Annotated in this window: 22 protein-coding genes; 9 read left to right on the top strand and 13 right to left on the bottom strand. The window is 47.4% G+C overall.

The annotated features are described in order from the left end of the window. Nucleotides 1-127: 127 nt before the first annotated feature. The gene (locus ACFQ3W_RS02040; protein WP_379316090.1) at nt 128-1,198 is read right to left on the bottom strand and encodes a GGDEF domain-containing protein; all 1,071 of its coding nucleotides are present in this window, start codon (nt 1,196-1,198) and stop codon (nt 128-130) included. Between the two features lie 212 nt (nt 1,199-1,410). On the opposite strand from ACFQ3W_RS02040, the gene ACFQ3W_RS02035 reads away from it, so the two are divergent. Both ACFQ3W_RS02035 and ACFQ3W_RS02030 read left to right on the top strand, forming a co-directional pair. Next, the gene (locus ACFQ3W_RS02035) at nt 1,411-2,169 is read left to right on the top strand and encodes a threonine/serine exporter family protein (RefSeq protein ID WP_379316088.1); all 759 of its coding nucleotides are present in this window, start codon (nt 1,411-1,413) and stop codon (nt 2,167-2,169) included. A 30-nt stretch (nt 2,170-2,199) separates the two neighbouring features. Further along, nucleotides 2,200-2,649 carry a threonine/serine exporter family protein gene (locus tag ACFQ3W_RS02030; RefSeq protein WP_379316086.1) on the top strand — a complete coding sequence of 150 codons (450 nt, stop codon included), beginning with the start codon at nt 2,200-2,202 and terminating at the stop codon, nt 2,647-2,649. A gap of 442 nt (nt 2,650-3,091) precedes the next feature. Here ACFQ3W_RS02030 and ACFQ3W_RS02025 read toward each other — a convergent pair whose 3' ends face one another. Next, complete coding sequence (locus ACFQ3W_RS02025) at nt 3,092-3,937, bottom strand: GNAT family N-acetyltransferase (RefSeq protein ID WP_379316084.1); 846 nt, start codon at nt 3,935-3,937, stop codon at nt 3,092-3,094. Between the two features lie 138 nt (nt 3,938-4,075). Between ACFQ3W_RS02025 and ACFQ3W_RS02020 the strand changes: the two genes are divergently transcribed. After that, the gene (locus tag ACFQ3W_RS02020; protein ID WP_379316082.1) at nt 4,076-4,999 is read left to right on the top strand and encodes an AEC family transporter; all 924 of its coding nucleotides are present in this window, start codon (nt 4,076-4,078) and stop codon (nt 4,997-4,999) included. Nucleotides 5,000-5,025: 26 nt separating this feature from the next. Here the strand turns inward: ACFQ3W_RS02020 and ACFQ3W_RS02015 are convergent, their stop codons facing one another. Continuing rightward, complete coding sequence (locus tag ACFQ3W_RS02015) at nt 5,026-5,202, bottom strand: hypothetical protein (protein WP_379316080.1); 177 nt, start codon at nt 5,200-5,202, stop codon at nt 5,026-5,028. 259 nt (nt 5,203-5,461) lie between these two features. Between ACFQ3W_RS02015 and ACFQ3W_RS02010 the strand changes: the two genes are divergently transcribed. Beyond that, the gene (locus ACFQ3W_RS02010; protein WP_379316078.1) at nt 5,462-6,187 is read left to right on the top strand and encodes an HAD family hydrolase; all 726 of its coding nucleotides are present in this window, start codon (nt 5,462-5,464) and stop codon (nt 6,185-6,187) included. A gap of 338 nt (nt 6,188-6,525) precedes the next feature. Here the strand turns inward: ACFQ3W_RS02010 and ACFQ3W_RS02005 are convergent, their stop codons facing one another. Beyond that, nucleotides 6,526-6,675, bottom strand: coding sequence for a hypothetical protein (locus ACFQ3W_RS02005; protein WP_379316076.1), 150 nt, complete (start codon nt 6,673-6,675; stop codon nt 6,526-6,528). On the opposite strand from ACFQ3W_RS02005, the gene ACFQ3W_RS02000 reads away from it, so the two are divergent. The 3 genes from ACFQ3W_RS02000 to ACFQ3W_RS01990 are packed head-to-tail and all read left to right on the top strand — an operon-like array spanning nt 6,674 to nt 10,362. Then, complete coding sequence (locus tag ACFQ3W_RS02000) at nt 6,674-8,164, top strand: spore germination protein (protein ID WP_379316075.1); 1,491 nt, start codon at nt 6,674-6,676, stop codon at nt 8,162-8,164. The genes ACFQ3W_RS02005 and ACFQ3W_RS02000 overlap by 2 nt on opposite strands. Before the next feature lies 1 nt (nt 8,165). Further along, nucleotides 8,166-9,263, top strand: a complete 1,098-nt coding sequence (locus ACFQ3W_RS01995; RefSeq protein WP_379316073.1) for a GerAB/ArcD/ProY family transporter — start codon at nt 8,166-8,168, stop codon at nt 9,261-9,263. Beyond that, on the top strand, nt 9,250-10,362 hold the full coding sequence (locus ACFQ3W_RS01990) for a Ger(x)C family spore germination protein (protein WP_379316071.1): 1,113 nt from the start codon (nt 9,250-9,252) through the stop codon (nt 10,360-10,362). The genes ACFQ3W_RS01995 and ACFQ3W_RS01990 overlap by 14 nt, the downstream gene beginning before the upstream one ends. 32 nt (nt 10,363-10,394) lie before the next feature. Here ACFQ3W_RS01990 and ACFQ3W_RS01985 read toward each other — a convergent pair whose 3' ends face one another. The 4 genes from ACFQ3W_RS01985 to ACFQ3W_RS01970 all read right to left on the bottom strand — a co-directional run bounded on the left by ACFQ3W_RS01985 (nt 10,395) and on the right by ACFQ3W_RS01970 (nt 15,623). Next, nucleotides 10,395-12,419: a beta-galactosidase gene (locus ACFQ3W_RS01985; RefSeq protein ID WP_379316069.1), complete on the bottom strand. Its 2,025-nt coding sequence runs from the start codon at nt 12,417-12,419 to the stop codon at nt 10,395-10,397. Nucleotides 12,420-12,559: 140 nt separating this feature from the next. Beyond that, nucleotides 12,560-13,876 carry an ABC transporter substrate-binding protein gene (locus ACFQ3W_RS01980; RefSeq protein ID WP_379316067.1) on the bottom strand — a complete coding sequence of 439 codons (1,317 nt, stop codon included), beginning with the start codon at nt 13,874-13,876 and terminating at the stop codon, nt 12,560-12,562. A gap of 59 nt (nt 13,877-13,935) precedes the next feature. Next, nucleotides 13,936-14,766, bottom strand: a complete 831-nt coding sequence (locus tag ACFQ3W_RS01975; RefSeq protein ID WP_379316065.1) for a carbohydrate ABC transporter permease — start codon at nt 14,764-14,766, stop codon at nt 13,936-13,938. After that, nucleotides 14,766-15,623, bottom strand: a complete 858-nt coding sequence (locus ACFQ3W_RS01970; RefSeq protein ID WP_379316376.1) for a carbohydrate ABC transporter permease — start codon at nt 15,621-15,623, stop codon at nt 14,766-14,768. The genes ACFQ3W_RS01975 and ACFQ3W_RS01970 overlap by 1 nt, the downstream gene beginning before the upstream one ends. A gap of 156 nt (nt 15,624-15,779) precedes the next feature. On the opposite strand from ACFQ3W_RS01970, the gene ACFQ3W_RS01965 reads away from it, so the two are divergent. Together ACFQ3W_RS01965 and ACFQ3W_RS01960 are read left to right on the top strand one after the other, a co-directional pair. Beyond that, the gene (locus ACFQ3W_RS01965) at nt 15,780-17,597 is read left to right on the top strand and encodes a cache domain-containing sensor histidine kinase (RefSeq protein ID WP_379316063.1); all 1,818 of its coding nucleotides are present in this window, start codon (nt 15,780-15,782) and stop codon (nt 17,595-17,597) included. Continuing rightward, a complete protein-coding gene (locus tag ACFQ3W_RS01960; protein WP_379316061.1) occupies nt 17,594-19,228 on the top strand; it encodes a response regulator transcription factor in 1,635 nt (544 codons plus the stop codon). Before ACFQ3W_RS01965 ends, ACFQ3W_RS01960 begins: the two co-directional genes overlap by 4 nt. Before the next feature lie 421 nt (nt 19,229-19,649). Here the strand turns inward: ACFQ3W_RS01960 and ACFQ3W_RS01955 are convergent, their stop codons facing one another. The 5 genes from ACFQ3W_RS01955 to ACFQ3W_RS01935 form a co-directional block, all read right to left on the bottom strand. After that, nucleotides 19,650-20,846: an SGNH/GDSL hydrolase family protein gene (locus ACFQ3W_RS01955; RefSeq protein ID WP_379316059.1), complete on the bottom strand. Its 1,197-nt coding sequence runs from the start codon at nt 20,844-20,846 to the stop codon at nt 19,650-19,652. Nucleotides 20,847-20,891: 45 nt separating this feature from the next. Then, complete coding sequence (locus ACFQ3W_RS01950; protein ID WP_379316057.1) at nt 20,892-21,635, bottom strand: amino acid ABC transporter ATP-binding protein; 744 nt, start codon at nt 21,633-21,635, stop codon at nt 20,892-20,894. A gap of 14 nt (nt 21,636-21,649) precedes the next feature. Further along, nucleotides 21,650-22,309 carry an amino acid ABC transporter permease gene (locus ACFQ3W_RS01945; protein ID WP_379316055.1) on the bottom strand — a complete coding sequence of 220 codons (660 nt, stop codon included), beginning with the start codon at nt 22,307-22,309 and terminating at the stop codon, nt 21,650-21,652. A gap of 104 nt (nt 22,310-22,413) precedes the next feature. Further along, entirely contained in the window at nt 22,414-23,184 is a 771-nt protein-coding gene (locus ACFQ3W_RS01940; protein WP_379316053.1) for an amino acid ABC transporter substrate-binding protein, read from the bottom strand. A 195-nt stretch (nt 23,185-23,379) separates the two neighbouring features. After that, entirely contained in the window at nt 23,380-23,910 is a 531-nt protein-coding gene (locus tag ACFQ3W_RS01935; protein ID WP_379316051.1) for a GNAT family N-acetyltransferase, read from the bottom strand. Between the last annotated feature and the right edge of the window lie 32 nt (nt 23,911-23,942).

The following is a 23,942-nucleotide window of genomic DNA, read 5'->3' as shown; positions in this document are numbered from 1 at the left end:
AAAATTTTATATTTATATATTTCGATGATCCCATTCATTATCGGATGTCTACTTTGTCGAATAATAGATTTCAAAAACAATAATCGAACACAATGCGACGGTTACCCGAACGTTAACTAAAGAGCTACTACAAAGCCCGGTAGATCCGGTTTCTCCCCGCCTCCTTTGCTTTGTAAAGCGCCTGATCCGCCTTGTTGAAGAGATCTTCTGCCGAAATACTCGGATACGTCGCACTTCCGGCTGAGATTGTTAATTTCAGTTCCGTGCCATTCGGAAGCATAAAAGGATGCTCCTCAACATTTTTCCGAAGTCGCTCACCAATTGTAATAATTTGCTGTTCATTGCATTGATCTATAATGACCACAAACTCCTCGCCTCCCTTGCGGATGATTCGATCTTTCGGCCTGAACGTCTCTCTAAGTACATCAGCAAATTGCAGCAGGACCGCATCGCCCGCAGGGTGACCATAGTTATCGTTAATTAGTTTAAAATGATCGATATCGATGAGTAGAATGGTAAAGGGAAGATTATCACGATTGGCGTAGCCGACTTTTTGTTCCATCATGACCTCAAACGCTCGAGAATTATAAAGGCTGGTTAAAAAATCACGGTTAGCCGCATCCTGCATCATACGTATGGAATCATCCGTACTCCGCATATGCCTAAGCAGGGTATAAGTAAACAATCCCCCAATCATAAACATTGACGTAAAGATTAAGACCGGCTCCAGCCAATTGCTCTCGAGCAAAATATACAAAAATATCGCCGTGTTTAAGGCGGATAGAGCTACAGCTGCAGTCCATCTCTTTAAGGATAGCCTTCGATAACGCAGGAAAATGAGGGATATAACTAGTGTGATCGGAGTCGTCAAGGCCGCGATCGAAGAATACAAACTAAAGCCGTGAAGAAACAAGAGACGGTAAACCGCAATGATCAAGGTTGAGGCTATACCGGCAATTCCCCCTCCCAAATAAACGGAGATGAGTATCGGCAGTTGCCTGAAATCAGCGACAGCGTTCGCATGAATGGGGAACGTATAATACATAAGAACAACGCCAAAGAGACCTAATACAAATCCGATAAGAATTCGGATTACAGGGGTTCGTTTTCTACGCGCAAAATATTTGCTCGTTACCATATGGCCGAAGAAAAGTACCGTTGTCAGCAAAGTGAAATTGTTGAGTAAGCTTTCCAGCATTTAGAGTGTACCTCTCTAAGGTGTAGATTCGAAGCTAAACACATTTCGTTTATGTAAGTCTATCACAATAATGGATATAACATATCATATTTTCTGCTAAATTTCGATTATTTTCGACATTTTTCGATTGCACTTAACATGATTTTGTCGTCTTCGCCTCCAATGCCTCACATGCTATAATGACTGCATAAGGGTGAAAGGATGAATTGGTGATGAATAACGAACCAGTGGAAGCTCTACAAGAGCCTATCCAGGTTTGCCTTTTGGCAGGGAAAATCATGCTGCAAAGCGGAGCAGAAACCTACCGTGTTGAAGATACGATGACTCGGATGGCTGATGCGTTGGGGCTTAAAGGGTCAGACAGTTATGTTACGCCTACGGGAATTGTTTTCCAGTGCGGAGAAGGCGAGTCCGCCAAATTAATTCGTATTGTAGAACGGACAACTGACTTGCAGAAGGTCGCTGCCGTTAATGATATTTCTCGAAAATTAGGGCGTGGAGAGATGAATGCCGATGAAGCTCACGCCATGCTTCGAGACATAGAGAGATCCAAAGTAGCTTATCCTATGTGGTTGCAGATCGCAGCCGCCTCCATTGCCAGCGGCTGCTTCACTTTAATGTACCGAGGAGGAGCTTCAGATTTTATTCCAGGTGTCCTGTGCGGCGGTCTAGGCTTTTCTGGTTTTTTACTATTTCATCACCTTGTTAAAGTTAAATTTTTTGCCGAGTTCACGGCGTCTTTATTGGTTGGTTTGCTTGGAGTTCTGCTCGTAACGCTGAACGTCGGTCAAGAACTGGATAAGATTATCATCGGTTCGGTGATGCCACTTGTACCCGGACTGCTGATCACTAATGCCGTCAGAGACCTAATGGCCGGACATCTCGTCTCCGGATTGTCGCGCGGTGCGGAAGCTTTTCTTACGGCGTTTGCCATCGGCGCCGGGGTTGCTGTTGTGTTTACCCTGTTTTGAGCGGATAGTTTGGAAGGAGACGAAAAGAACGTGGGATTTTTTACGGTTCAACTAATTACAAGCTTCATTTCTTCTGCAGCATTCGCCATGCTATTTAATGCTCCCAGACGTACACTTATCCAATGCGGTATATCGGGGATGATCGGCTGGATGGTCTATGTCATTCTCAACCCGCGTATGGATGCCGTTTTTTCCACCGTTGCGGCGACTTTTATCGTTGGAGGGATCAGTCAGCTGTTTGCCCGAATATATAAAAAGCCAGTGATCATATTTAGCGTGGCGGGGATCATTCCGCTCGTTCCTGGCGGTTTGGCTTACGATGCCATGCGGCGGTTCGTGGAAAACGAATACAACCTGGCGCTTCAGCTTGCCGCTCAGGCGTTCCTTATTTCAGGATCCATCGCCATCGGGCTCGTTTTATCCGAGGTAATGAACCAACTATTACTTAAACTGCCGAGGCTTGCCTCCGGTAAACATTAAGAAAAACGCCTGATGGCGTCCTTTGAGTCTCGCCGATCTATTAGGCGTACTTTCAGGGGAGATCGACCGAGGGCTAGGGGTAGTTTAACTTTTGATCACATCCTTTTGCTTCTTGTCTCTTCGCTATCCGCTAGTAGATGTATTATGCATCTATTTCTGCATAAATTGAAGCTTTTGGAATTTTAGTTGCATTTCGTACATCTAAAATGATGCAATTTGCCTTGGCAGGTCCGTTTTGCTGATTTTAACTGCACTTTCTGCATTTAAATACTCAAAGGTTCCAAATAGGCGGGATTTAACTGTAGAAAATACATTTAGTTTGTAAGTCCCAACGGTAACGGTAACTGCTACCGTAAGAGTAAGAGGAGGAGATCTAAAGCCCTGCCACACTCTGGAATTCATCGGACGTTTTTCAGGGCTTTTCGTTTTCGTCGTATTTTACTTAGGATTTGTTCTTCAACCAAAACGTATTAATAAATACATTTTGAAATCCGGCTTTGAGCATATTGGCATGGCTTGTCGTTCCAAATTCCACATCTGCGAAAACCCTATCCAGCCCTAACCTACTCGCCGTACTTAGTCGATGGCAGATCAATGCTGTTTGGCAACCTTTGCCCCGGAATGCGGGGAAAGTAAAATCGTTGGCGGCGTAACCATTATTCCCATGAATAAACAAAGATGCTAATGCGGCAGGCTCCTGCCCTATGTAAGCTACAAAGTTTTGAAAATCATCGCGGTAGTAATAGCGGCTCTTTTGCTCGATTAGTTTTTCAGTGAGTTCCATGCCTTGATGAGACCGAGCCACCAGATCAATGAATTGTTTGGCCTCGGACTGCGATGACACCCGGGAGATGGACAAAGTACTCCCCAGGCTTTCCTTCACCTGCCAGATTTGATCTTTGGCGTTTAAAAGCTCCGCTTGAAGGTAAGCGAGCTGTAGCTGCGGAACATATCCATGATCCGATAATGCCTGTGCCACCCGGCTGTGCTGCATATCCGGCGTCATATCAAAACAAGGAGCTATATTTACAGCTTCATAAATCCCTACAATGTCTGAAAGTCGTTCCAAATCCGAAAGTCCAAAGCCTATTACCCGATTGTAATAACTCGATTCCGGCATTCCAAGGTCCATTAGCAGTGTCGTACTACCTACTTGGCTTACGGTTAAATGATGTTCCTTGGCCGTTAAGGAACGCTCATTATTGAATTTGGTCATCTCTAATTCTAATGTGACAATCCGCTTCACATCCGCCAGTATGGGATTTTTGTGTATTGAAAGTTCATCCATGCAGGTGCCCCCTATAAAATTGGAATTGTAACAAACTATTCCACCAATCAACAACCTAGGCAAAAGGAGCATGATATAATAACTAGCAGACTGCCCTTTTAGGCAGAATACATCCATGCTGAAAGAAGTGACACCACGATGATCGGGGACATTTTATTGGACGTCGTCCTGCCTATTTTTGTGCTGATTGGATTTGGCGCTTTGATGCACCGCGCCTTCCGCCTTGATCTATATACGCTGGCCAAGATTAATTTCTATTACGTGACACCGGCCGTCGTATTCTTAAGTATGTATCAATCGGAAATGTCTCCGGAGCTATTAGGAAGTGTTACAGGATTTTATATCTTGTACGTTCTGGCGCTGTATGGTGTGAGCATGCTCGTCAGTCGGCGTCTGAAGTTCAGCCGCGGAATGAAAGCCGCCTTCACAAACAGCCTGATTCTGGACAATTCGGGGAACTACGGACTACCGGTTAATGAACTGGCGTTCAAAGGGGATCCGCTCGCCTCATCGCTTCAAGCGCTCATCATGACCTTTCAAAGCCTCGTTACCTTTACATATGGGGTTATGTCCGTGCAAAGGGCCAAATCCGGAGGAACGCTGAAGGCAGCATTGATCGGCTTTCTAAAAATGCCGGTCCCCTATGCCCTCGTCCTGGGCATGGTTTTTCACGTGCTGCATTTGCCTCTCCCCTATTTTATCTCGAAACCTCTAGGCTATATTGCCGACTCTATGGTAGCTATTGCACTGCTTACCTTGGGAGCCCAGATCGTGAAATACCCTTTAAGACTGGATCGGCTGGACGTTTACATCAGCGTTGCTCTGCGCTTGTTAGTCGCCCCGCTTATCGGTTACGCAATCATTCTGCTTTTAGGACTTCGGGGGATTCCTGCGCAAGCGCTGCTCATCGCCTCAGGTATGCCAAGCGGGGTCAATAGTACGATTCTGGCCGAGGAATATGGCAATGAGCCGGATTTTGCTTCACAAACCGTTTTAATTTCAACGATTCTTAATATTATAACGATTACCGCACTGATCTCATTAGCGAAGTATGTGGGGTAAATAATTTTTTTGCCGCTAAAAATAGGTTATTGATGGCTAGATTTCCGTTCGTGTTCGGTTTGGTGAAGCTCTCGTATAAAACGCTGTAGTAAATGGCTCTCCTGATCTCCCAATCCGTACTGATTTTCCCGTGCAATCATTTTGCCAATCCGTATCTTGAGCATTTCGCTCCGCCGATTTAAAGCTGCTGTGTCATGAGTCAAAGCCGTTCCACTCCTCTTAGTTTATAGTCCTTTTAAGTATAAAAGGTTCACTTCTCAAGGGAAAACCGGCTATTCATGGCTCTGCACGGAGATGCTAGTATTATTTCGCAACAGACGCCCCAGGTACTAAGGAAACATAAATATCCTCGGTCATCCTCCCGAATTCTTGGAATTCTCGGGAAATGCCTAAATATATGAGCAGATTGTGTAGCAGTCAAGAATACGCTTGGCGCTGGATTAAGGAGGATTATTGATATTCATGAATATTTTTGAAAATAAGATGGCTGTCTTTTTCGATTTGGATGACACGCTTTATGATCATTTGCAGCCTTTTCGCCAAGCGGTACAAGCCGTGCTAGGGACAGGCGCTGATTTTCCGTATGAAGCCGCCTATCACCGGATGCGCTATTATAGCGATTTTCTTTCCGCCGAGGCCGGCGGCACCCCGACGCATGGTCCGGAGCTTGAGAAAATGCGGACCCAGCGATTCGTGCGAGCGCTTGACGAATTCGGTGTGGAACTATCTCTGGCCCAGGCGTTCGCTATGCAGGCAGCCTATTTGCAGCAGCAATTTAGTATTGAACTGTTTGAGGGTGCACGTGAATTAATTCAGGAGCTGAAGTCTCGGGGCACCATCGTCGGGCTGATTACGAACGGGCCTCCGGACCATCAGTGGGGTAAAATACGAGCGCTCAGAATAGATGAGATGATTCCACCCAAGCTGATTTTTATCTCCGGTGCTGTGGGGCTGACCAAACCGGACCGGCGCCTATTCGACCACGTTGCGAACAGCATCGGGCTAACTCCAGTAGACTGTTATTATGTAGGCGACTCCTGGCGCAACGACGTCGTGGGCGCAGCGGACGCAGGTTGGCATGTTCTGTGGTTCAATCACCGTCAGGTCGAGCCTGAATCGGCGTTTCGCCCGCATAAGCCGGCGGCCAGCTATACGGAACTCGCCAAGCTGCTCCTTGTTGAAAAATAAGTATAACTGGTAGAATAGAATTTTTTAGCAGCAAATGTGCAGATCAACGAGTGAAAAACGCGGTACCGCAAGGAATTCCTGAGATCGTAGTCTTATTAAATGCATTTTGTACAGTTAAGCATCGACTTTCCTGGAGCCTTAAGCATTTAGATGCAGAAAGTGCAGCTAAAAGGAGCGAAATAACCCTGCCAAGCTAAATCGACCCGTTTTAGATGTAGGAAATGCAGTTAAAATACAAAAATCCGGAATTTGCCCGGAAATAGATGCACGAATTACATTTAAGTTGTAGATGTTATAAGACACAAACGTATAGTGTTAGACAAGGACCTAGCCGCAGGCTAGGTTTTTCTTAATAAATAGCAAGCGGTTTGCTCTATTTCATCATAAAGGAGCAAGCCGCTTTTTATATGCCCAAAGTTAGCTAATTGTATAAATGGGCCATATATACGCAAAATAAAGCAAAATCCTTCACCAGGAGGAATTTCCATGTTTTCCCGAATTCTAAACTTCCTGCTCTCTCAATCCAAACACCGGAAGCAGAAACCTCGCCATGAGGCGGAGCCTCAGGTGCAGGTACCGCTGAGCCTGGGCACCATTTTGCACGAATTTCACGACTGCACGGATCTGTCACGACGTTCTTTGCCGCTTCTCCAGGCCGATTTAATCTATTTCGATCACTTAATTGACAAAGTCAGCTTTGAACGGGATGTCCTGCGTCCCATGGAGAGCATCACGGCAGAAAAGCTCAACTATGTGCTGCTGCAATCCAATTTCAGGAAGGTGGAAGATGCTAAAGCAGTGGTACGCGGCATCCTGGAAGGGTTTGTGGCCGTATTTGTACCGCAAGGCGTATATATGGTACTCGCCTTTGGGCCGGAAGCCCGGCCCATCGAATCATCGCAGACGGAATCGGTTATTATTGGTCCCCATGACGCGTTTGTCGAATCGCTAAATACTAATTTGTCCATCATCCGTCGTAAAATCAAAAGCAACCGATTGAAGGTGCTGCATTTTGAAATCGGCGAAGTGTTCAAGACAAGTGTATCGGTGCTCTACATCGATGGACTGGCTAATTCGGAATTTGTCAATTGCATGACGGAGCGCATTCGTAACATCGAATACAGTGGAATTTTTGACGGGGCCATGCTGGTTCAAATGATTGATGACTACCCGAATTCCCTGTTTCCGCTATTTCTTACCTCGGAGCGTCCTGATATGATTTTATCCAAATTGGGTGAAGGGAAAGTGATTACGATCCTGGACCAAAGCCCATCCGTTATCGTCGGCCCTATTTCGTTTTTTGAATTTTTTACCTCCCCGGATGATTACTACAACCGCTGGGCGGTGGGCACCTTTCTTAGACTGCTGCGCTATTTTGCCTTTTTCATCACTATATCATTAACCTCTTTATATGTATCGGTGACGACGTACCATTATGAAATGATTCCTCAGAACCTGCTGGCCTCCTTAACGGAATCGCGCAGCCACGTCCCTTTTCCGCCGATTTTTGAAGCTTTGCTGATGGAAGCGACAATCGAGCTCCTGCGCGAGGCCGGGGCCAGACTGCCCTCGAAAATCGGCCAGACGATCGGTATCGTTGGCGGTATCGTCATCGGTACAGCCGCCGTTGAAGCGGGATTTACGAGCAATATCCTAATCATTTCGGTAGCCATGTCGGCGATCGCTTCCTTTGTGATCCCGAGTTACACGATGAGTGGGTCAATTCGCCTTATTCGATTCGGACTAATCCTACTGTCCGGAATGCTTGGTAATTTCGGGTTTGCTGCAGGGATATCGCTGATCATCATTCACATGTCCAAACTGACCAGTCTCGGGGCCCCTTATACCATTCCAGCGTCCCCGGTCAAACCGTCCGACTGGAAGGACATTTTTATCCGGGGGCCATTTTGGATGCTGAAGCAACGCCCAACCCAATCCAAAACACCTAACCGAAATTACAACAAAATGAAGAAATAAGGTGATAACATTGGTCCAGGAAAAGCTGCACCGCCTGCATATCGCGCTGCTTGTTTTCAATACTCAGACAGGGGTCGTCGTATTGACCTTACCGAGAACTACCGCCAAATACTTTGGTACCAACGGCTGGGTAACACTCCTTATCACTTTTTTGATCGTAACCATCGATATTATGCTGATTACTTGGGTATACAAGCTGGGGCACGGGGCCTCCGTATTCGACATACTGCAATCCTCGCTGCCCCGTGTTATCTATTATCCGCTATATTTTTTTCTCGGATGTCTGTTCAGCATGATCGGGTGCCTGGTCACCAAACAATATGTAATGATTTACCAGATGCTCATCTTCCCTTCTACGTCGGATGTACTCCTTAAGCTGGTTGTAGACATTCTCGTGTTCCTGCTAGTCATCAAAGGGCTTTACACGATGTCTAAAGCAAACGTTTTTTTTGTGGTCTTTCTGGTCCTTCAGTTTCCGATTGCGGTCTATTTGCTGCCGAACTTTGATTTTGTCCGGCTAACTCCGTTTCTGTTTCAGGGGGGATCGGATATGAGAGAGGGCTTTATAAGAGTTTTCGGGGCTTATATGGGATATGAGCTGGTGCTCTTCATATTTCCCTATACGGAGAAGAACAATAATTGGTTGAAGTACATCCACCTGGGCAACGGATTTACGTCCCTCATTTATTTGCTGATCACACTGGAATGCTACGGCTTTTTTAATGTGAACGAGCTGGTTCACCTGGCCTTTCCTATATTGGACATGTACGCCTATATCAGTCTGGCTTTTATCGAGCGTATGCAAAACTTCTTATACAGCTTCTTTATATTATCAATTCTGCTGACCGGAGCGATGTACTACTGGACGAGTCAAGAGGTGTTCAGCAAGGCATTGCCATGGCTGCCCGGAAAATTAACCGTCTTCCTCACCATGGTGATCACGATGTTTATTACGTATATTCCGAAAACGTTGATCGAAGTGGAAAACTGGTTCCGAACTGCGACGATTATCGAAATTTTCGTCTCCTTCGGTCTTCCGCTGCTGCTAATTCTGCTTCTATTCATTCAAAGGGGGAGAGAAAAGAGTGAAACGGCTTAAACCATTTGGATTGGCATGCGGTTTGGTCGCCATATTGCTCTCCGGCTGCAGCCAAGACCAGAATATGTTGGAGCGAATCGGATATATCCAATCCGCTGCCTACGATCTGGCGCCGAAGGGAGATGTCAAAGTAACGATCAGTATTCCGCTTGTAACCCAGTTTGCCAGAGATGGCCGGACGACAGATGAGCTCTTATCCACCGTCGCCCATAGCTCCAAGGAAGCCAATAAGAAGTTATCCTTGCAAACGAGCCGACTTCTCGTGAGCGGTCAAATCCGGGCGCTCCTCTTTGGCGTCAAGCTTGCCCAGCAGGGGCTGCAAACCCATATGGACACTTTCCTGCGGGACCCTAGCTTCTCCAAAAGGACTCCCGTTGTTGTTGTCGATGGGGATTCAGGAGATCTTATCAGCCACGAGTATCCCAGACATACCAAAACCTCAAATTATATTGAAAAGCTGCTGCAAAAAGAATTCAGCAAACAAATCTACCCGCGCATTTTGCTTCACGAGTTTATCCGCGACCTTAATGACGACGGGCAAGACCCGATTGCCACCATGATTCGTGAAACAAAAAATGGCATCGAAATGAGCGGTGTGGCTCTGTTTCGGAAGGACCGGTTTATCACAAAATTATCCCCGGAGGATGTATTTATCTTTTCCTTGATGTACCATTCGATTAACCGAGGGGAGTTCACGATTGCCACGGAAAATCCCGAACTAAGGTCCGTCTCCTTCAACGTATCCAAAAGCAAGCGAAAAATTAAGGTGTCCCGAACGGATGAAGGCGAATATCAGGTTAATATCGGCGTCAAGGTGCAGGCTAGCATTATGGAATATATTGGAACTTTGCGTCTCAGCACTTCCGATCGGGCCAAAGCGGAGCAGCTAATCAATGAAAGTATTGCCAATGCTGCAGAGCGAATCATCCATAATATGCAAAAAAACCGGGTCGACAGTCTGGGCATCGGAAAATATGTCCGGAACAAAATGAGCTACTCCGAATGGAAAAAAACAGATTGGCATGACATGTATAGCAAAATGCCGATCCACGTTCAATGTTCATTTATTATTAAAAACTATGGTAACTATGTTGACTGATTGGTACGACCCGTTTGATTATCCTAACAATTTCAGCCGTGAAAAGAGTCCTCATCCCCGGGCGTGATTTCGAGGATATCTACTCCGTAAGGAGCTAAGTCAACCACTTCTCCTCTTTCTACACTGTATAGTACGCTGTGGTACGTAGCTGGCAGCTTCACCTGATGCGCTTCACGGCTCAGATTCAGCACAAACAAATAAACGCCGTCCTTTCCGGCTCTAACGGCCACCTGGACACCTTCCGGCAAATTTGGGAACATGCTGATGTTATGCTCCTCCGCAAGCGTGCCGAACAGGTTCTTCAGAAAAGGCTCATCGAGATGCGTACCGAGGTAGTACACCTTTCCCTTCCCAAATCGGTTTACCGTTACCGCCGGCGTACCCCTGTAAAAATCCTCATCGTACCATGCGATCGCTTCTGCCCCCTGTAAACTTACAATGTCGCACCATTGCGAAGCAGAATAAGTTTGTCCATTCTCATCGACCACGCGGTGAAGATCCAGGCCGATCGGATCGTACTCCTCCACTTTGATCCCCGTACAGTTTGCTAGTAAGCCGGGCAGCGGCAACATGACATTTTGGTTGTTCATGTGCTTCACCCCCGAACGGCTCGTGATAATGACGGTTCCGCCGTTTGCGGCAAATCGCTCCAATGCCGTGGCTACCTCTGTGCTTATAAGGTAAAAATTAGGGGCAAAAACAAACTTATATCCGTCAAGCAGTTCCGTCCATTCGATCACATCACAGCCGATCCCAAGCTTGGTCAGAGCACGGTGGTAATCCTTAATATTCTCATAATAGTCCATGCCATTGGCCTGCGGCTGAATACGGAGCGCCTCCAAATGTTCATGGGATAGCAAAATAGCCACGTCGTTATTTGCTGCGGTACCTTGCAGCTTCCCCGAAAGAGCATTGACTTCACCACAAAGCTCGGCAAATTCGGTAAAGCGGCGACCGGGTACATTGCTGTGATCGATCAGCCCATGCCAGAACTGCTCCGCTCCCATCGTGGCCGAACGCCAGCGGAAATGGACCACCGTATCGGCACCCTTTGCGATCGCCTGCCAAGCAAATGCGCGGATAAATCCGGGATAGGGGGCGCGCCATATTGGAAACCAACAGCCCGGTGGGCCGCTTAGCTGCTCCATGATCCAAAAATTGCACCGCTTGATTCCGCGCGTAATATCAAGTGACAACGCTCCGCTGTAGGGTCCCGTCGCCTGCTTGGCCGGATCGGTGTTCGGGTAGTAGTCGAAGGAGGCTACATCCAGCTCTCTCCCGATTTGGTACAGATTAAGCCGCTGTGGGTATGAATGAAAATTGTGGGTCACCCACTGACCGGGACAGTTTCTTCGAATAATCTCAATTTGGCTGTGCTGAAAATCTTCAATCGAATCCCACTGAAACCGCGTGAAATCGAGCAAGTAGGATGGATTTTGAAATTTTGAGCCTCCATGCGGAACGCCGATTTGCTCCCAGTTGCTGTATTCCCCGCTCCAGACGACCGTCCCCCACTCGCGGTTTACGGCATTCAAGGAACCATATTTATCCCGAACCCATTCCCGGAAACGACGGCTGCAGGTGTCGCAGTGGCAATCGATGACCCAATATTCATTATCCGTCTGCCAGCCGACGACCGCCGGGTGGCTGCCGTATCGCCCGGTCATTTGTTCAATGATGCGCGAACTGTACTCGCGAAACGACTCGCTATTGTAACAACGATGGCCTCTTACTCCCGGATGCTCCGTGCTGCCATCGGCATGCACCGGCAAAATATCCGGCTTGAGCTCGGTAAGCCAGCGCGGGGGTGTATTGGTCGGAGTGCCCAGCACGACAGAAATGTGGTATTTGTGGAACAAATCTAAAACTTGGTCCAGCCATTCAAACACGAATCTCCCGGGCTCCGGCTCCATACGGCTCCAAGCGAATTCCGCCATTCTGACGACTCGGACCCCTGTGACCTTCATTAGCTGAATGTCTTCCTCCCATAGAGCGGGATCCCATTGCTCCGGGTAATAGTCAACGCCGATTTGCATTCTTTTTTGAATTTTTGCCATAACATCCATCCTTACTCTGACGATTATAGATATACGACAAAACTGCTCCCGCCACATTTCGTATATTACAAATGCGAATGAACGGAAGCAGTTTTTTTGAAAAATAGTTAAGACGCTGCTAGAAGTCGTATATCACTGTATTATTTTTTAAGCTTATCCCATGCCGCTTGCATGTTTTTCATCCAACCGTTGACATCCACTTTATCCCCAACCAGTTGTTGGATAGCGCTAGCAAATTCTTGGGTTACGCCGTCCGGGAATTTAGAGGATTGTAGGCCGTATACTTTGTTTTCGTCAACATATTTTTTCACATCGGCGCCAAGTAAACCGATATCCTCGGAGGTTGCCGGAATCGTCTTCAGGGCCGGAATGAACTTCCATTTCTTAGCGATATATTCTTTCCCCATATCGGAAGTAACGAGCCAATTCAAGAATGTCTTCGCTTCTTCTTTAGAGGCGGAATCTTTGTTGACAACGAGGTTAGCAGGAATGCCAACAGTCAGCTTGTCGTTTTTCTCGGCGTTATCGTCGATAGGCATTGGGAACATCCCGATATTCATGTTCGGTGTAATGTTGTCCACCAGCGTTTGAGCCCAGTTGCCTTCTTGCATCATCGCTACCTTACCGCTAGCGAACAAAGCCAGATGCGTATTGGCATCGGTGGTCAACGGATTTTTTTGCCCATATTTTACAGTCAGCTTAAGCAAATTGCTCCAATTTTTGAATTGCTCATTGTCCACGATCGATGCGGTTCCAGCATTCAGACCTTTAATGAATTCATCGACATTGTCTTGTCTGGCGAATGCTACGCTGATGCCTTGGTTGCCGAGCAGCCACCATTCCTGATAAGCGTTCCCGAACGGAGTAACTCCGATGGCTTGCAGTTTCTTGGCATCGGCTTCAAGCTCAGTAATCGTTTTTGGCGTTTCTGTGATCCCGGCTTTAGCGAACAAATCTTTGTTGTAAACATAGCCGATCCCTTCCAGGTTCATAGGCATGCCATACACTTTTCCGTCTTTTTTCATCGGTTCTGCGGCCAAAGGCACGAGATCCTTCACCCATGGTTGGTCGGACAGATCTTCAATTTTGTCCTTCCACATATCCAGTTCCGCGTAACCGCCATTGGAGAAAATATCAGGTGCATCACCGGAAGCAAATTTCGTTTTGAGGGCCGCTGCGTAATCCGCACCACCGCCGACGGTTTGAATGTCGAGTTTAATGTTCGGATGTTCTTTCTCAAACTCCACCTTCAGTTCGTTTAAGCCTTCCACAATTTCTGTTTTGAACTGAAAAATTTTAACTGTTTTTACTTTGCCACCGTTTGCAGCGCTTTCATTTTGGCTATTGCTTTGGCTGCTGCTTTGGTTGCCTGAAAGTTTCCCGCCGCCGCATGCAGCCAGAAGCAAACTCATTACCAATAGAACGGATAGGATTGAGATCGAACGTTTTTTATTCATTACTACCGATTCCCCCTAGTATATTCTTAGTTTTATATTGGAACGGTCAGGCCCGGGGGTTACCCCTTGACCGAGCCTGCCGCGATACCCTCAACAATGTAACGCTGTAACAATAAGTAGAACAGGACGATAGGCAGAATGCCGATAGCTAAAGCTGGCAGAGCCATATCCCACTGCTTGGTATATTGCCCAAAGAATGAATAAGTGGCCAGCGGAATCGTCCGCATTTCCGGTTTTTGCAAAATCAGCGAAGGCAGCAAATAATCATTCCAAATGGCGAGAGCATTCAGCACGATGATGGTCATCATCATCGGTCTGAGCAGTGGCAGCACAATTCGGAAAAAGGTACCGATCGGGTTGCATCCGTCTACCGTTGCGGCTTCTTCAATTTCCAGCGGTATCGATTTGACGAACCCGTGGAACAGGAACACCGCGAGCGGAAGGCTTAATCCGAGATTTGTCAGCAGTAAGCCAAGCATGCTGTTGTTTACACCTAAGGTGTTAACGACCTTCAGCACCGGAATCATGATCGTTTGAAACGGAACGACCATGGCGGCTACAAATAGCATCAGCAAAAGCCGGTTAAATCTCGTGTCCGAACGAACCATCCGATAAGCAGCCATTGCGCTGAACAATGTGATCAAAATGACACTGACCACCGTAATCATCAGCGAGTTCCGAAAAGCCTCCGAAAATCTGGCAAGCTCCCAAGCCTTTGAATAGTTGTCCCAGTTAAATTTTGTCGGCCAGTTCGCCGCATTGGTTAATATTTCACCAAAGGACTTCACCGAGTTCACGAACAAGAAGTAAAAGGGAGCGAGAAAAATCAGCGCCACAATGATCATGATAACTTCGGTGATTACATTTCTCCCCCGCAGCTTTGCTCCCATTAGGCCTCAACCTCCTTGCTCTTCGTGATACGCACTTGGATCAAGGTGATCGCCGCTACGATAATGAAGAACAGCAAAGCCTTAGCCGTACCGTATCCATATCGGTTGTTCAAAAATGCCTCGTTGTAAATATTCAGGGCAACGGATTCCGTCGATTTGAACGGTCCACCCTTCGTCAAAGACAAGTTTACATCAAACAGCTTAAAGGACCAGGAAATGGCCAGGAACAGACATACCGTAACCGCCGGCATGATGAGCGGAGCGATAATACTGCGCAGCACCTGAAAATGGGTAGCTCCATCAATTTCTGCGGCCTCCAGCACCTCTTTTGACACATTGCTTAGCGAAGCGATATAAATGACCATCAAATACCCGGCATTTTGCCATACAAAAACCATCACGATGGCCCAAAATCCTGTAGTTGCGTCCCCAAGCCAAGGAAGCTGGAAGAACGACCAGCCGGTGACCTCCCCCAACGTCGCAAAGCCTTTAATGAAGATGAACTGCCAAATAAACCCTAGCAGCAAACCTCCAATGACGTTAGGCATGAAAAATATCGTTCGAAGCACACTCCGTGATTTTAGCGGTTTGGTGAGAAAATAAGCCAGGAAAAAGCCTACCACATTCGTCAAGATTATCCCAAGTAACGTAAAGCGAACGGTGAACCAGAATGATTTCCAGAAGTCCGGATCATCTGTGAATATTTTTGAAAAATTTCCAAACCCAACCCAGCTTATATTACCTGAAACTCCATCCCAGTTCGTAAAGGAGTAGTACATCCCCATTAAAAACGGAATAATCATTACCACAGTGAAAAACAAGACAGCCGGACCGACAAAAAACAACTGCTGCCCCATTTGAGATAACTTCCTTCTTCTCACGATTGCCCCTCCCCTCTCTATCTAACTTTGTTGAAAAATGACTTATGATGTTATTATGTAGGTAATTTGGTCTCCATTACACCGACGCAGGTGATCACTAAGGTGTAAAATATTGATTTGAAAGAGGCAGTCATGAGAATCTTAAGATGGAATAGCATCCGCACCAAATTGATCGTATTTTTGCTAATTCCTACCGTAATTTGCATTGCAGCAGCGATTTTTATCAACTATTCGTACACAACAGAATCGCTTAGAACACGTATGGTGGAAGAAAATAAAAATCTGCTCTATCAGGGGTACCGCAACATTGACAGCTATTTGAAAGAAATCAATCGGATCTCACTGACGGTGTATTCTGATTCGGAATTTTACCGGCTGCTGGACGCCGGCTATGATGATATGTCCGCGAATATTCGGATCTATGCCTCACTGAATTACATCTACAATTCAACGCCGGGCATCTACCAGGTTTATCTTTACGGAATGAAAAACAATGAAGCTACGCTCATTACAGAAAATACGCCCAAACGCTGGCAAAGCGAGGTTCCCTATTCCGGTGCCATCGTTGGCAGCAAAGAGCAGCTAGCTATTGAGAGTACGCATGAAAGCCACCACTACGGCATAACATCGCCTATTCTCCAGGTCACGGAGGATAAGGTGTTTTCCTTGCACAGACGTATAGATAAAATACCGCTAAACCAGGCGCTGGGGTACTTGTCGATCGATGTAAGAGCATCGGCCTTGAACGATATCATGAACCAGCTATACGACCGGGATCACGAGAAAATCTATATCATCGACTCTCAAGGCCATATCGTTTACGCTGGTCAATCGGAGCTTATCGGAACGACGATCAAAGACGACTGGTATAAAAAGCAGAACACCACTTTACAGCAGGAACAAGGCTCTTTTAAGCAGGATGATTCCGTTTTTATTTACCAGCGAATTCAAAGCATCGGAGCTGACTGGACGATTGTGAAGCAAATTCCGGTTTCCTACATGCTGCGTGAGGCGAACCAGACCGCCAAAATCAATACACTGCTGTTGGGACTGGTACTATTGATCATTGTTACGGCAACGATTCTGATTTCGATCCGTATTACGGCTCCGATCAAACGCTTGTCCCGTTATATGACTCAGGTACAGACGGGTAACCTCAACGTAGACGTGCTGCCGGCCGGGAACGATGAAATCGGACTGCTGACAAATCGATTCGGAAGTATGATGGATACGATCAACAACCTGATTCTTCGAGAGTATAAGCTGGAGCTATCCAACAAGAATAACCAGCTAAGAGCGCTGCAAGCCCAAATCAACCCGCATTTTCTGAACAATACGCTGCAGATCATCGGTACTTTGGCGCTTGAGATGGAGGCTCCTCAAATCTACAAGCTTATCTCCGCGCTGGCCAAGATGATGCATTACAGTATGCATAACGACGACCGAACAGTCACCCTACAAGACGAGCTTGAGCATGTGAAGGCTTATGTAGAGCTGCAAAAGGAACGTTTTGAAAATCGGTTTGCGTTCTATTACGAAATCGATGAAGGGCTGCTTTCCATGCCGATGCCCAAAATTATCCTTCAGCCGATCATGGAAAACTATTTTAAGCATGGCATAGACCGCACTAAAGCAAATGGCTTGATCTCGCTAGTCGCAGAGAGAAAACCTGACGGATACGTGCGGATGATCGTACAAAACAACGGAAGCCAGATTCCCGAGGAACGATTGGAACTGCTTAGAAAAGACCTGGACCATCTGTCCGGCTCTCTCGTTCATGACAGCGCTCAGCAGGACCCCCGCAAACCTTCAATCGGTCTGATCAATGTCCTGGCGCGGCTTCGTCTGGTGAGCGGGGATGATGCAGCGCTTACGGTGGAAAATTTGGAACTGACCGGAGTAAGAATTACACTAGAGTTCAGGAGCTTAATGGAGAGTGAAGAACAGTGAGAGCGTTAATCGTAGACGATGAGGCGCGGGTCAGAAAAGCGATCCGCCTGCTTGTTGATTGGCAGTCCCATGACATTATAGAAATTGAGGAGGCTGGCAGTGGCCATGAAGCCATCAAGTTGATTCAGAAGTTTAAGCCAGAGCTGGTCATTATGGACATGATGATGGATTCAGGACATGGTCTTGAACTGATGGCATGGGTCAACGAGCATGCCGGAAGCACTAAATTTATCGTCGTCAGCGGTCATGACGATTTCGAATTTGTACGAAGCACGGTGCGCCATGGCGGAATTGATTATATCCTTAAACCGATCGATCCGGAGACTATTAACACAGCCGTTGCGAAAGCGGTAAAAGAGTGGCGTCTTGAGGAGCAGCACCGGATGGAGCAGCATGTAAGGAGCATTCAGTTGAATGAAATCAAGCCGGTATACGGGGAAAAGCTGCTCTCTTCCCTGATTGACGATCCCGGCTCTGCAGAATCCGCCTTAAGACGGCTGCGTTCAGACGGAGTCGTTCCACAGGAAGTTAGCTCCGCGCGTCTTATGCTCATCCAGGTCGACTCCGGGGACGCTTCTCTACTGCAAAGATTTAAGCACGATAGCGAATTGCTTCTTTTTGCGCTGATTAATATCTGCAATGAATTTCTGCTTGCTGACAAGCGCGGCATTGCGTTCAAATATTGGGGCGCACCTATGGAAATTCTGATTTTCTTGTGGAAGGAGCCGGAGCAAGGAACCGAGCTGATTTCGCAAATCAATCTAGGCCTGTACCATACGCTGCAGCGCAAATTGCATTTTGGCGTCGCCTCGGGAGGGGAAATTCCGAACAGCCTACCCATCCAATATAGTGAAGCCGCTGCAGCGATACGTAAGCGCAACCTTTTTCATTCTAACGAGTTTATCCATACACTGACATCTGTAACCCCATGGGCAGGAAGCAGCAGTCCCTATACCCTTTTCGCCAAAGTTCAGGAGGACTGGAAAATGGCAGTCATGAGCGGTAACGAAGGACAAATTGCCTCAGCCGTTCAAAAATGGATCGAGCTGCTAAGTAGTTTAGGCATTGTTACGCCAGAGCTGCTCGATACCTGGAAGAGCGATATGCTGTCCTTCCGTACTGCACTCCTGCGGGAAATACTCGGTGAAGAGGCTGATGCTGCGCTAACCAAGCTGGAGCAGGACGATCAGGAACATCTCTCTCCTCACACGAACAGCTATCATTTCTCGCTTTACGCCTGGCGTGACTGGTTTGGCCATTTTTTGAACCGGGTAGCCGAAACTTTATCGACCCATCAAGCGCCCGAAAACAAAACGATGGCGGAAATTATCAAGTATATCGAACACCACTATCAATCGGATTTGTCGCTCCAGGAGATCGCCCGTCATTTTTACGTCAGCCGGGAGTATATTTCCCGCAAGTTCAAACAGGAGCTGGGAGACAATTTCTCCGACTATCTCGGAAAATATAGAATCGACAAAGCCAAACTGCTGATGCTCAACCCGAACTTGAAGATTTCGCAAATCGCTGAGATGGTCGGGATCCATGACGTCAAATATTTTAGCAAGGTGTTTAAGAAAATCGAAGGTGTCTCGCCCAAGGATTACCGCAGCAAAGTGGCGATTAAATAATCGGCCGCTGCGCGGGAGCGTATGGGGGAGTATGCACAAAGGAGGTAAAATGCGAAGGGTATTCTTTGCTTTTGGTTGCACCCATTTTAGCCCCTTCTCCCTCCACCTTCTACAGCTAAATGTATTTAGTGCAGCTATTTCCGTGCAATTTCAGAAATTTCATCTTTTAATTGTATTTTCTACATTTAAAACGGGGCAATTGGGCTTGGCAGGGTGATTTTGCTCCTTTTAGCTGCACTTTTTGCATTTAAATGTCCAATACTTCCAGCAAGCTAATGTTTAGATGTACTAAATACAGTTAGTTATTCACACGTTGTTAAAGAGGTTGTCTCCCCCAGAAATTTGATAAATCCTTGTTAGCATGTTAAAAAAGCGCGCTGCAGGAACGTTCCCCTACAATCGCGCTTTTTGCATTTTTATTTTACCGGTACCATTGCAGGAAAGCTTCCGCAACTGTCTTGCCGGCAAGTCCATTCGGATGCGGATCGTCCTGGTTGCTCATATATTCTCGCTTTTCCTGATGCTCATTCGGAGCCGGCTGTGACAGAATCGCCGCAATATCAAACACCCGGCTGACACCCGGAAGTGAAGCTGTTCGGATCGTCTCGTTGACCTTGCGCCACTCCTGCTCCCGTTGCTCGACAAAGTTAAATGGCGGAACCGTAAAGAGGATAATTTCCGTCGAGGCATCCTGTTCCTTCAGCACCGAGATGATGCTCTGCAGATCCGACAGCAGCTGCTCCGCACTCCGCTCGCCGATATCCAAATCATTCACGCCAAGCGCCAGAACAATTTGCGTTTCTTGATTCGAGAGTCCCTGCTGCTGCTTCAGCTTGTTCAGCCAAGCGGTATTCGTGGCGGCATCATAGGCCCGGGCCCAGCCCGCGCCGATATTCCAGGCCCCATACTGCGCGCCCAAGCCTTCCCCAATGCGGGCTGCCCAGTATTCATATCCGTCCTTGGCCGTTCTGACGCCCTGGGTGATGGAATCGCCAAAGAACAACAGGCGCTTGTCCACCTGTTTCTCGTAGCCGATAAATGCAGGAAGCACCTGCATATTGTCCGATAGAGTGAAAGAGCCCGCTGATTCCTCATTCGCGTGGTTCCCAGGAGCATCATAAGCCGTAACCAGCATTTGCTCCACGTTAAACGGTACGGATTTCCCCGCCTGTTCAGTTCTGATCGTCCAAGTAAAAGCCAGAAAATGGCCCTCTGGAAGATCAATGCTCACGTCATCGCTCCAAAACGTTTCGCCGGGGGCGACCTCGCGGGACCGGCTGGTTCCAAACGTAACAGCCACCTGAGTGCCGCTTTCTACAGTGCCATCAGGCTCCTTGCCGCCATCCGCGATGAAAGCCGCTTCAATGACCCAAGGTCCGCCCGCCATGCCAGCCCTTGCAATCTCCCCTTTATCCCAGGTAGAATCCACCGCATTGCTGTGCCAAAATCTAAGCTTTAGCGGTCCGTTTTCCCGCAGCTTGACATACGTCCGATAAGTGTGTGTGAACGTTTCTTCCCGATCCATAATAAAGTTAGCCGCAGACGAAATTAAGGTTGCCGAAGTATACTGCTCCATAATCTTTCCTTCATTTCGTTCTGCCGTTTGATGCTCTCCCATGTCCAAACCTCCAAAGACCAGCAAATAGATGTGTCAAAGAATAGTTTACAATACTCGATTCAAAAAAGCTTTCGTCCGTTCGTGCTGCGGACGGCTCAGCAGCTGCTCCGGCGTTCCGGACTCAATGAATTCCCCGTCCGCCATGAACATGACCCGATCCGCCACCTCTCTGGCGAAGCCCATTTCATGCGTCACGACAACCATCGTCATCCGCTCCTCCGCCAGCTGCTTCATGACCTGCAGAACTTCTCCTGTCAATTCGGGGTCAAGTGCGGAGGTCGGCTCGTCGAACAGCAGGATTTCCGGGCTCATCATGAGTGCCCGGGCAATCGCCACACGCTGTTTCTGTCCGCCCGACAAATGCGACGGATAGACATCGGCCTTGTCCAGCAGCCCGACTTTCTCCAGCAGTACAGAGGCCTTACTGCGAATCTCTTCCGCCGGCAGTCCCCTAACCAGCTTTGGAGCAAGCTCCAAATTGCTTCGCACCGTCAAATGCGGAAACAGGTTAAAATGCTGGAACACCATACCCATATGGGCGGTAATCTGCTTTACTTTCGAGCTGCTCGCATATTGCCCGTTCTGTACTAAGTATTCGCCGCTAATGCGGATGCTCCCTCCGTCAACCTCCTCCAAATGTGCTATGCTGCGCAGCATCGTACTTTTACCGGAGCCGGATGGCCCGATGACGGCGACAACCTCGCTCGGCTCCACGGAGAAGGAGACATCCTTCAGCACTTCCAGAGCGCCAAACGATTTTTTCAAATTCATAACTTCTATAATTGCCATATCCATTCAGCCCTTTAATCGAATTTAAACTTTCGCTCCAGCGCCTTAAACAGCAGCGTTAGGACCAGAGTCATCAGCAAATAAATCAGTCCGGCCAGCACAAACGGCATAATGGTGAAATCCCGGTTTACCGCCGTTTGCGCGAAATGCAGCAGCTCCGGAACTGCCACAGCATAGAGCAGCGCCGTGTCTTTCACCAGCGTAATCGATTCGTTGGATATCGCCGGCAAAGCAATCCGCACCATTTGTGGCAAAACGATTCGTGTCGTCGTATGCCAGCGGCTGAGCCCCAGCACCTTGGCAGCTTCGTATTGTCCTTTGTCAATCGCCAGCAACCCCCCCCGGAATATTTCAGCAAAATAGGCTGCGTAATTCAGGGTGAAAGCCAGACTGGCCGCAACAAACCGATCCATCACCAGATACTCCCCGATGACAGGAATGACCGGCAATCCGAAACAAATAAACAGCATCTGCAGCAAAAGCGGCGTGCCGCGCATAATATAAATATAGCCGTTTGCGAACCAGGCGACCAGCTTTATGCGGCTTCGTACCATGTAGGTGAAGGCAAACCCTAGCGGAATCGACGTTACAATAGATAGTACAAACAGGAGTAAAGTCGTCTGCGCTCCTTCCAGCATTGGGCCAAGTATTCCTAAGAAATAATCCAAGCTCATCTTCAAGTCCCCTTATTTATGACTAAATTGTTTAATAAAAAGCTGAAAACCGGACGAATGGTGCAATCCGGTTCTCGCATAATATTCCATTTTTGATCGCTAGTCTACTTCAAAACTTTATCTTCTCCAAACCATTTCGTCGAAATTTGCGCCGCCGTTCCGTCCGCATTGAGCTCATCCAGCGCTTTCTGCAGCTTGTTCAGCAGCTCCTCATTGCCTTTCTTCACTCCGACCCCATATTCTTCTGGAGCCAATGATTCATCCAACAATTTAAAAGTGCCTTCTTCTTTGGACATATAATATCTGGCGACGACCTCATCGATGACAACGGCATCCAGCCGTTTTGTCTTCAAATCGCTTAGCGCAAGCACGTTATCCGGAAACTCGGATATTGTCTTGATTTCGCTTTTTATAGGATTGGCGTTTAAGGCGTCCGCTGCCGAAGATAGGGACTGAAGCCCAACTACCTTGCCGGCGAGATCGTTAATGGATGAAATCGGTGAATCCGCCAATGTCACGATGACCTGGCTGTTTTTCAAGTATGGCTTAGTGAACAGCACCTTGCCTTTGCGTTCATCCGTAATCGTATATCCGTTCCAAATCAGATCGATTCGGCCGCTTTTCAGCTCGGACTCTTTCGCAGACCAGTCGATCGGCTGAAAGGTAACTTCCATGCCCATTTTTTCCGCCGCAGCTTTGGCATAGTCAATGTCAAAACCTACGATATTGTTGCTTTCATCCCGGAAGCCCATCGGTGCAAACTTATCGTCAATGCCGATGACCAGCTTGTTGTCATCCTTGCCGCTACCGGAGCATCCGGCTAGAACAGCCAGCATCATTCCAAATGCCAAAAACAATATAGCAATTTTTTTCATAATTTGACTCTCCCCCAATAATATGCAGATCTTCTGGATGTTTGCTTTAGTTCGCTAATACGTTATCAGATTATCATGATACCATACTACTAGAGAAGAGTCGATAGATTGGAGAGATTTGCTTGGAAATTGAGACATATAAAAAACCACCCACTTTATTGAGTGGATGGTTGCTCACGGCTATTTTTTACTGCTTCACATCCCCCATTCCTTCTTCAAGATCGCATATTCATACGTGTCAAACCAAATAGGATCACCGTGGGAATCCGTTTTAAAAAATACATTTTGCAAAAGCAATCCTTCGCGCCGCAGTCCCAGCCGCTCGAGCAATCTCCATGAATGTTCGTTCAGCGTACTGCACATGGCGATGACTCGTCTCGCACCCAATTGTGTGAACGCATAATCTAGTAGGGCCTTTGAGCTTTCCGAAGCATAGCCCTGGCCTTGATATTTACTGTTAAAAACATATCCAAGCTCATAAGTATCGAAGTCACCTTTACTCAAATACAGGTTTCCGATTAACTTTCCGCTTTGCTTCAGGCAAACAGCGTAAAAGGCTGCATCCTTTGATCTGTGAATTGCTTCTTCTTTTGCCTGCTGTTCCGAATAAGGCTCATACGGTTCAAATCTAACAACCTCCTCATCCGACAGGTACTCATGCAGGTCTTGCCAGTCATCTGGTGTGAATCTTCTGATCGTTAATCTTTCGGTATGTATCGAATCCATATTCCGCTTCCCTTTCTGGCTTCATTTGCCTT

This window comes from Paenibacillus puldeungensis, assembly GCF_042678945.1.
Classification (GTDB): Bacteria; Bacillota; Bacilli; order Paenibacillales; family Paenibacillaceae; genus Fontibacillus; species Fontibacillus puldeungensis.
This window is presented reverse-complemented; position numbering and strand designations above follow the sequence as displayed.

Bases quoted from the DNA above. Each gene is read 5' to 3' on its own strand.
- ACFQ3W_RS01980 (WP_379316067.1), bottom strand. From the start codon at position 13,876: ATGAATAAAAAACGTTCGATCTCAATCCTATCCGTTCTATTGGTAATG.
- ACFQ3W_RS01965 (WP_379316063.1), top strand. From the start codon at position 15,780: ATGAGAATCTTAAGATGGAATAGCATCCGCACCAAATTGATCGTATTT.
- ACFQ3W_RS01975 (WP_379316065.1), bottom strand. From the start codon at position 14,766: ATGGGAGCAAAGCTGCGGGGGAGAAATGTAATCACCGAAGTTATCATG.
- ACFQ3W_RS02020 (WP_379316082.1), top strand. From the start codon at position 4,076: ATGATCGGGGACATTTTATTGGACGTCGTCCTGCCTATTTTTGTGCTG.
- ACFQ3W_RS01985 (WP_379316069.1), bottom strand. From the start codon at position 12,419: ATGGCAAAAATTCAAAAAAGAATGCAAATCGGCGTTGACTATTACCCG.
- ACFQ3W_RS01945 (WP_379316055.1), bottom strand. From the start codon at position 22,309: ATGAGCTTGGATTATTTCTTAGGAATACTTGGCCCAATGCTGGAAGGA.
- ACFQ3W_RS02005 (WP_379316076.1), bottom strand. From the start codon at position 6,675: ATGGAAATTCCTCCTGGTGAAGGATTTTGCTTTATTTTGCGTATATAT.
- ACFQ3W_RS02000 (WP_379316075.1), top strand. From the start codon at position 6,674: ATGTTTTCCCGAATTCTAAACTTCCTGCTCTCTCAATCCAAACACCGG.
- ACFQ3W_RS02025 (WP_379316084.1), bottom strand. From the start codon at position 3,937: ATGGATGAACTTTCAATACACAAAAATCCCATACTGGCGGATGTGAAG.
- ACFQ3W_RS01935 (WP_379316051.1), bottom strand. From the start codon at position 23,910: ATGGATTCGATACATACCGAAAGATTAACGATCAGAAGATTCACACCA.
- ACFQ3W_RS01970 (WP_379316376.1), bottom strand. From the start codon at position 15,623: ATGGGGCAGCAGTTGTTTTTTGTCGGTCCGGCTGTCTTGTTTTTCACT.
- ACFQ3W_RS01955 (WP_379316059.1), bottom strand. From the start codon at position 20,846: ATGGGAGAGCATCAAACGGCAGAACGAAATGAAGGAAAGATTATGGAG.
- ACFQ3W_RS02010 (WP_379316078.1), top strand. From the start codon at position 5,462: ATGAATATTTTTGAAAATAAGATGGCTGTCTTTTTCGATTTGGATGAC.
- ACFQ3W_RS02040 (WP_379316090.1), bottom strand. From the start codon at position 1,198: ATGCTGGAAAGCTTACTCAACAATTTCACTTTGCTGACAACGGTACTT.
- ACFQ3W_RS01950 (WP_379316057.1), bottom strand. From the start codon at position 21,635: ATGGCAATTATAGAAGTTATGAATTTGAAAAAATCGTTTGGCGCTCTG.
- ACFQ3W_RS02035 (WP_379316088.1), top strand. From the start codon at position 1,411: ATGAATAACGAACCAGTGGAAGCTCTACAAGAGCCTATCCAGGTTTGC.
- ACFQ3W_RS01940 (WP_379316053.1), bottom strand. From the start codon at position 23,184: ATGAAAAAAATTGCTATATTGTTTTTGGCATTTGGAATGATGCTGGCT.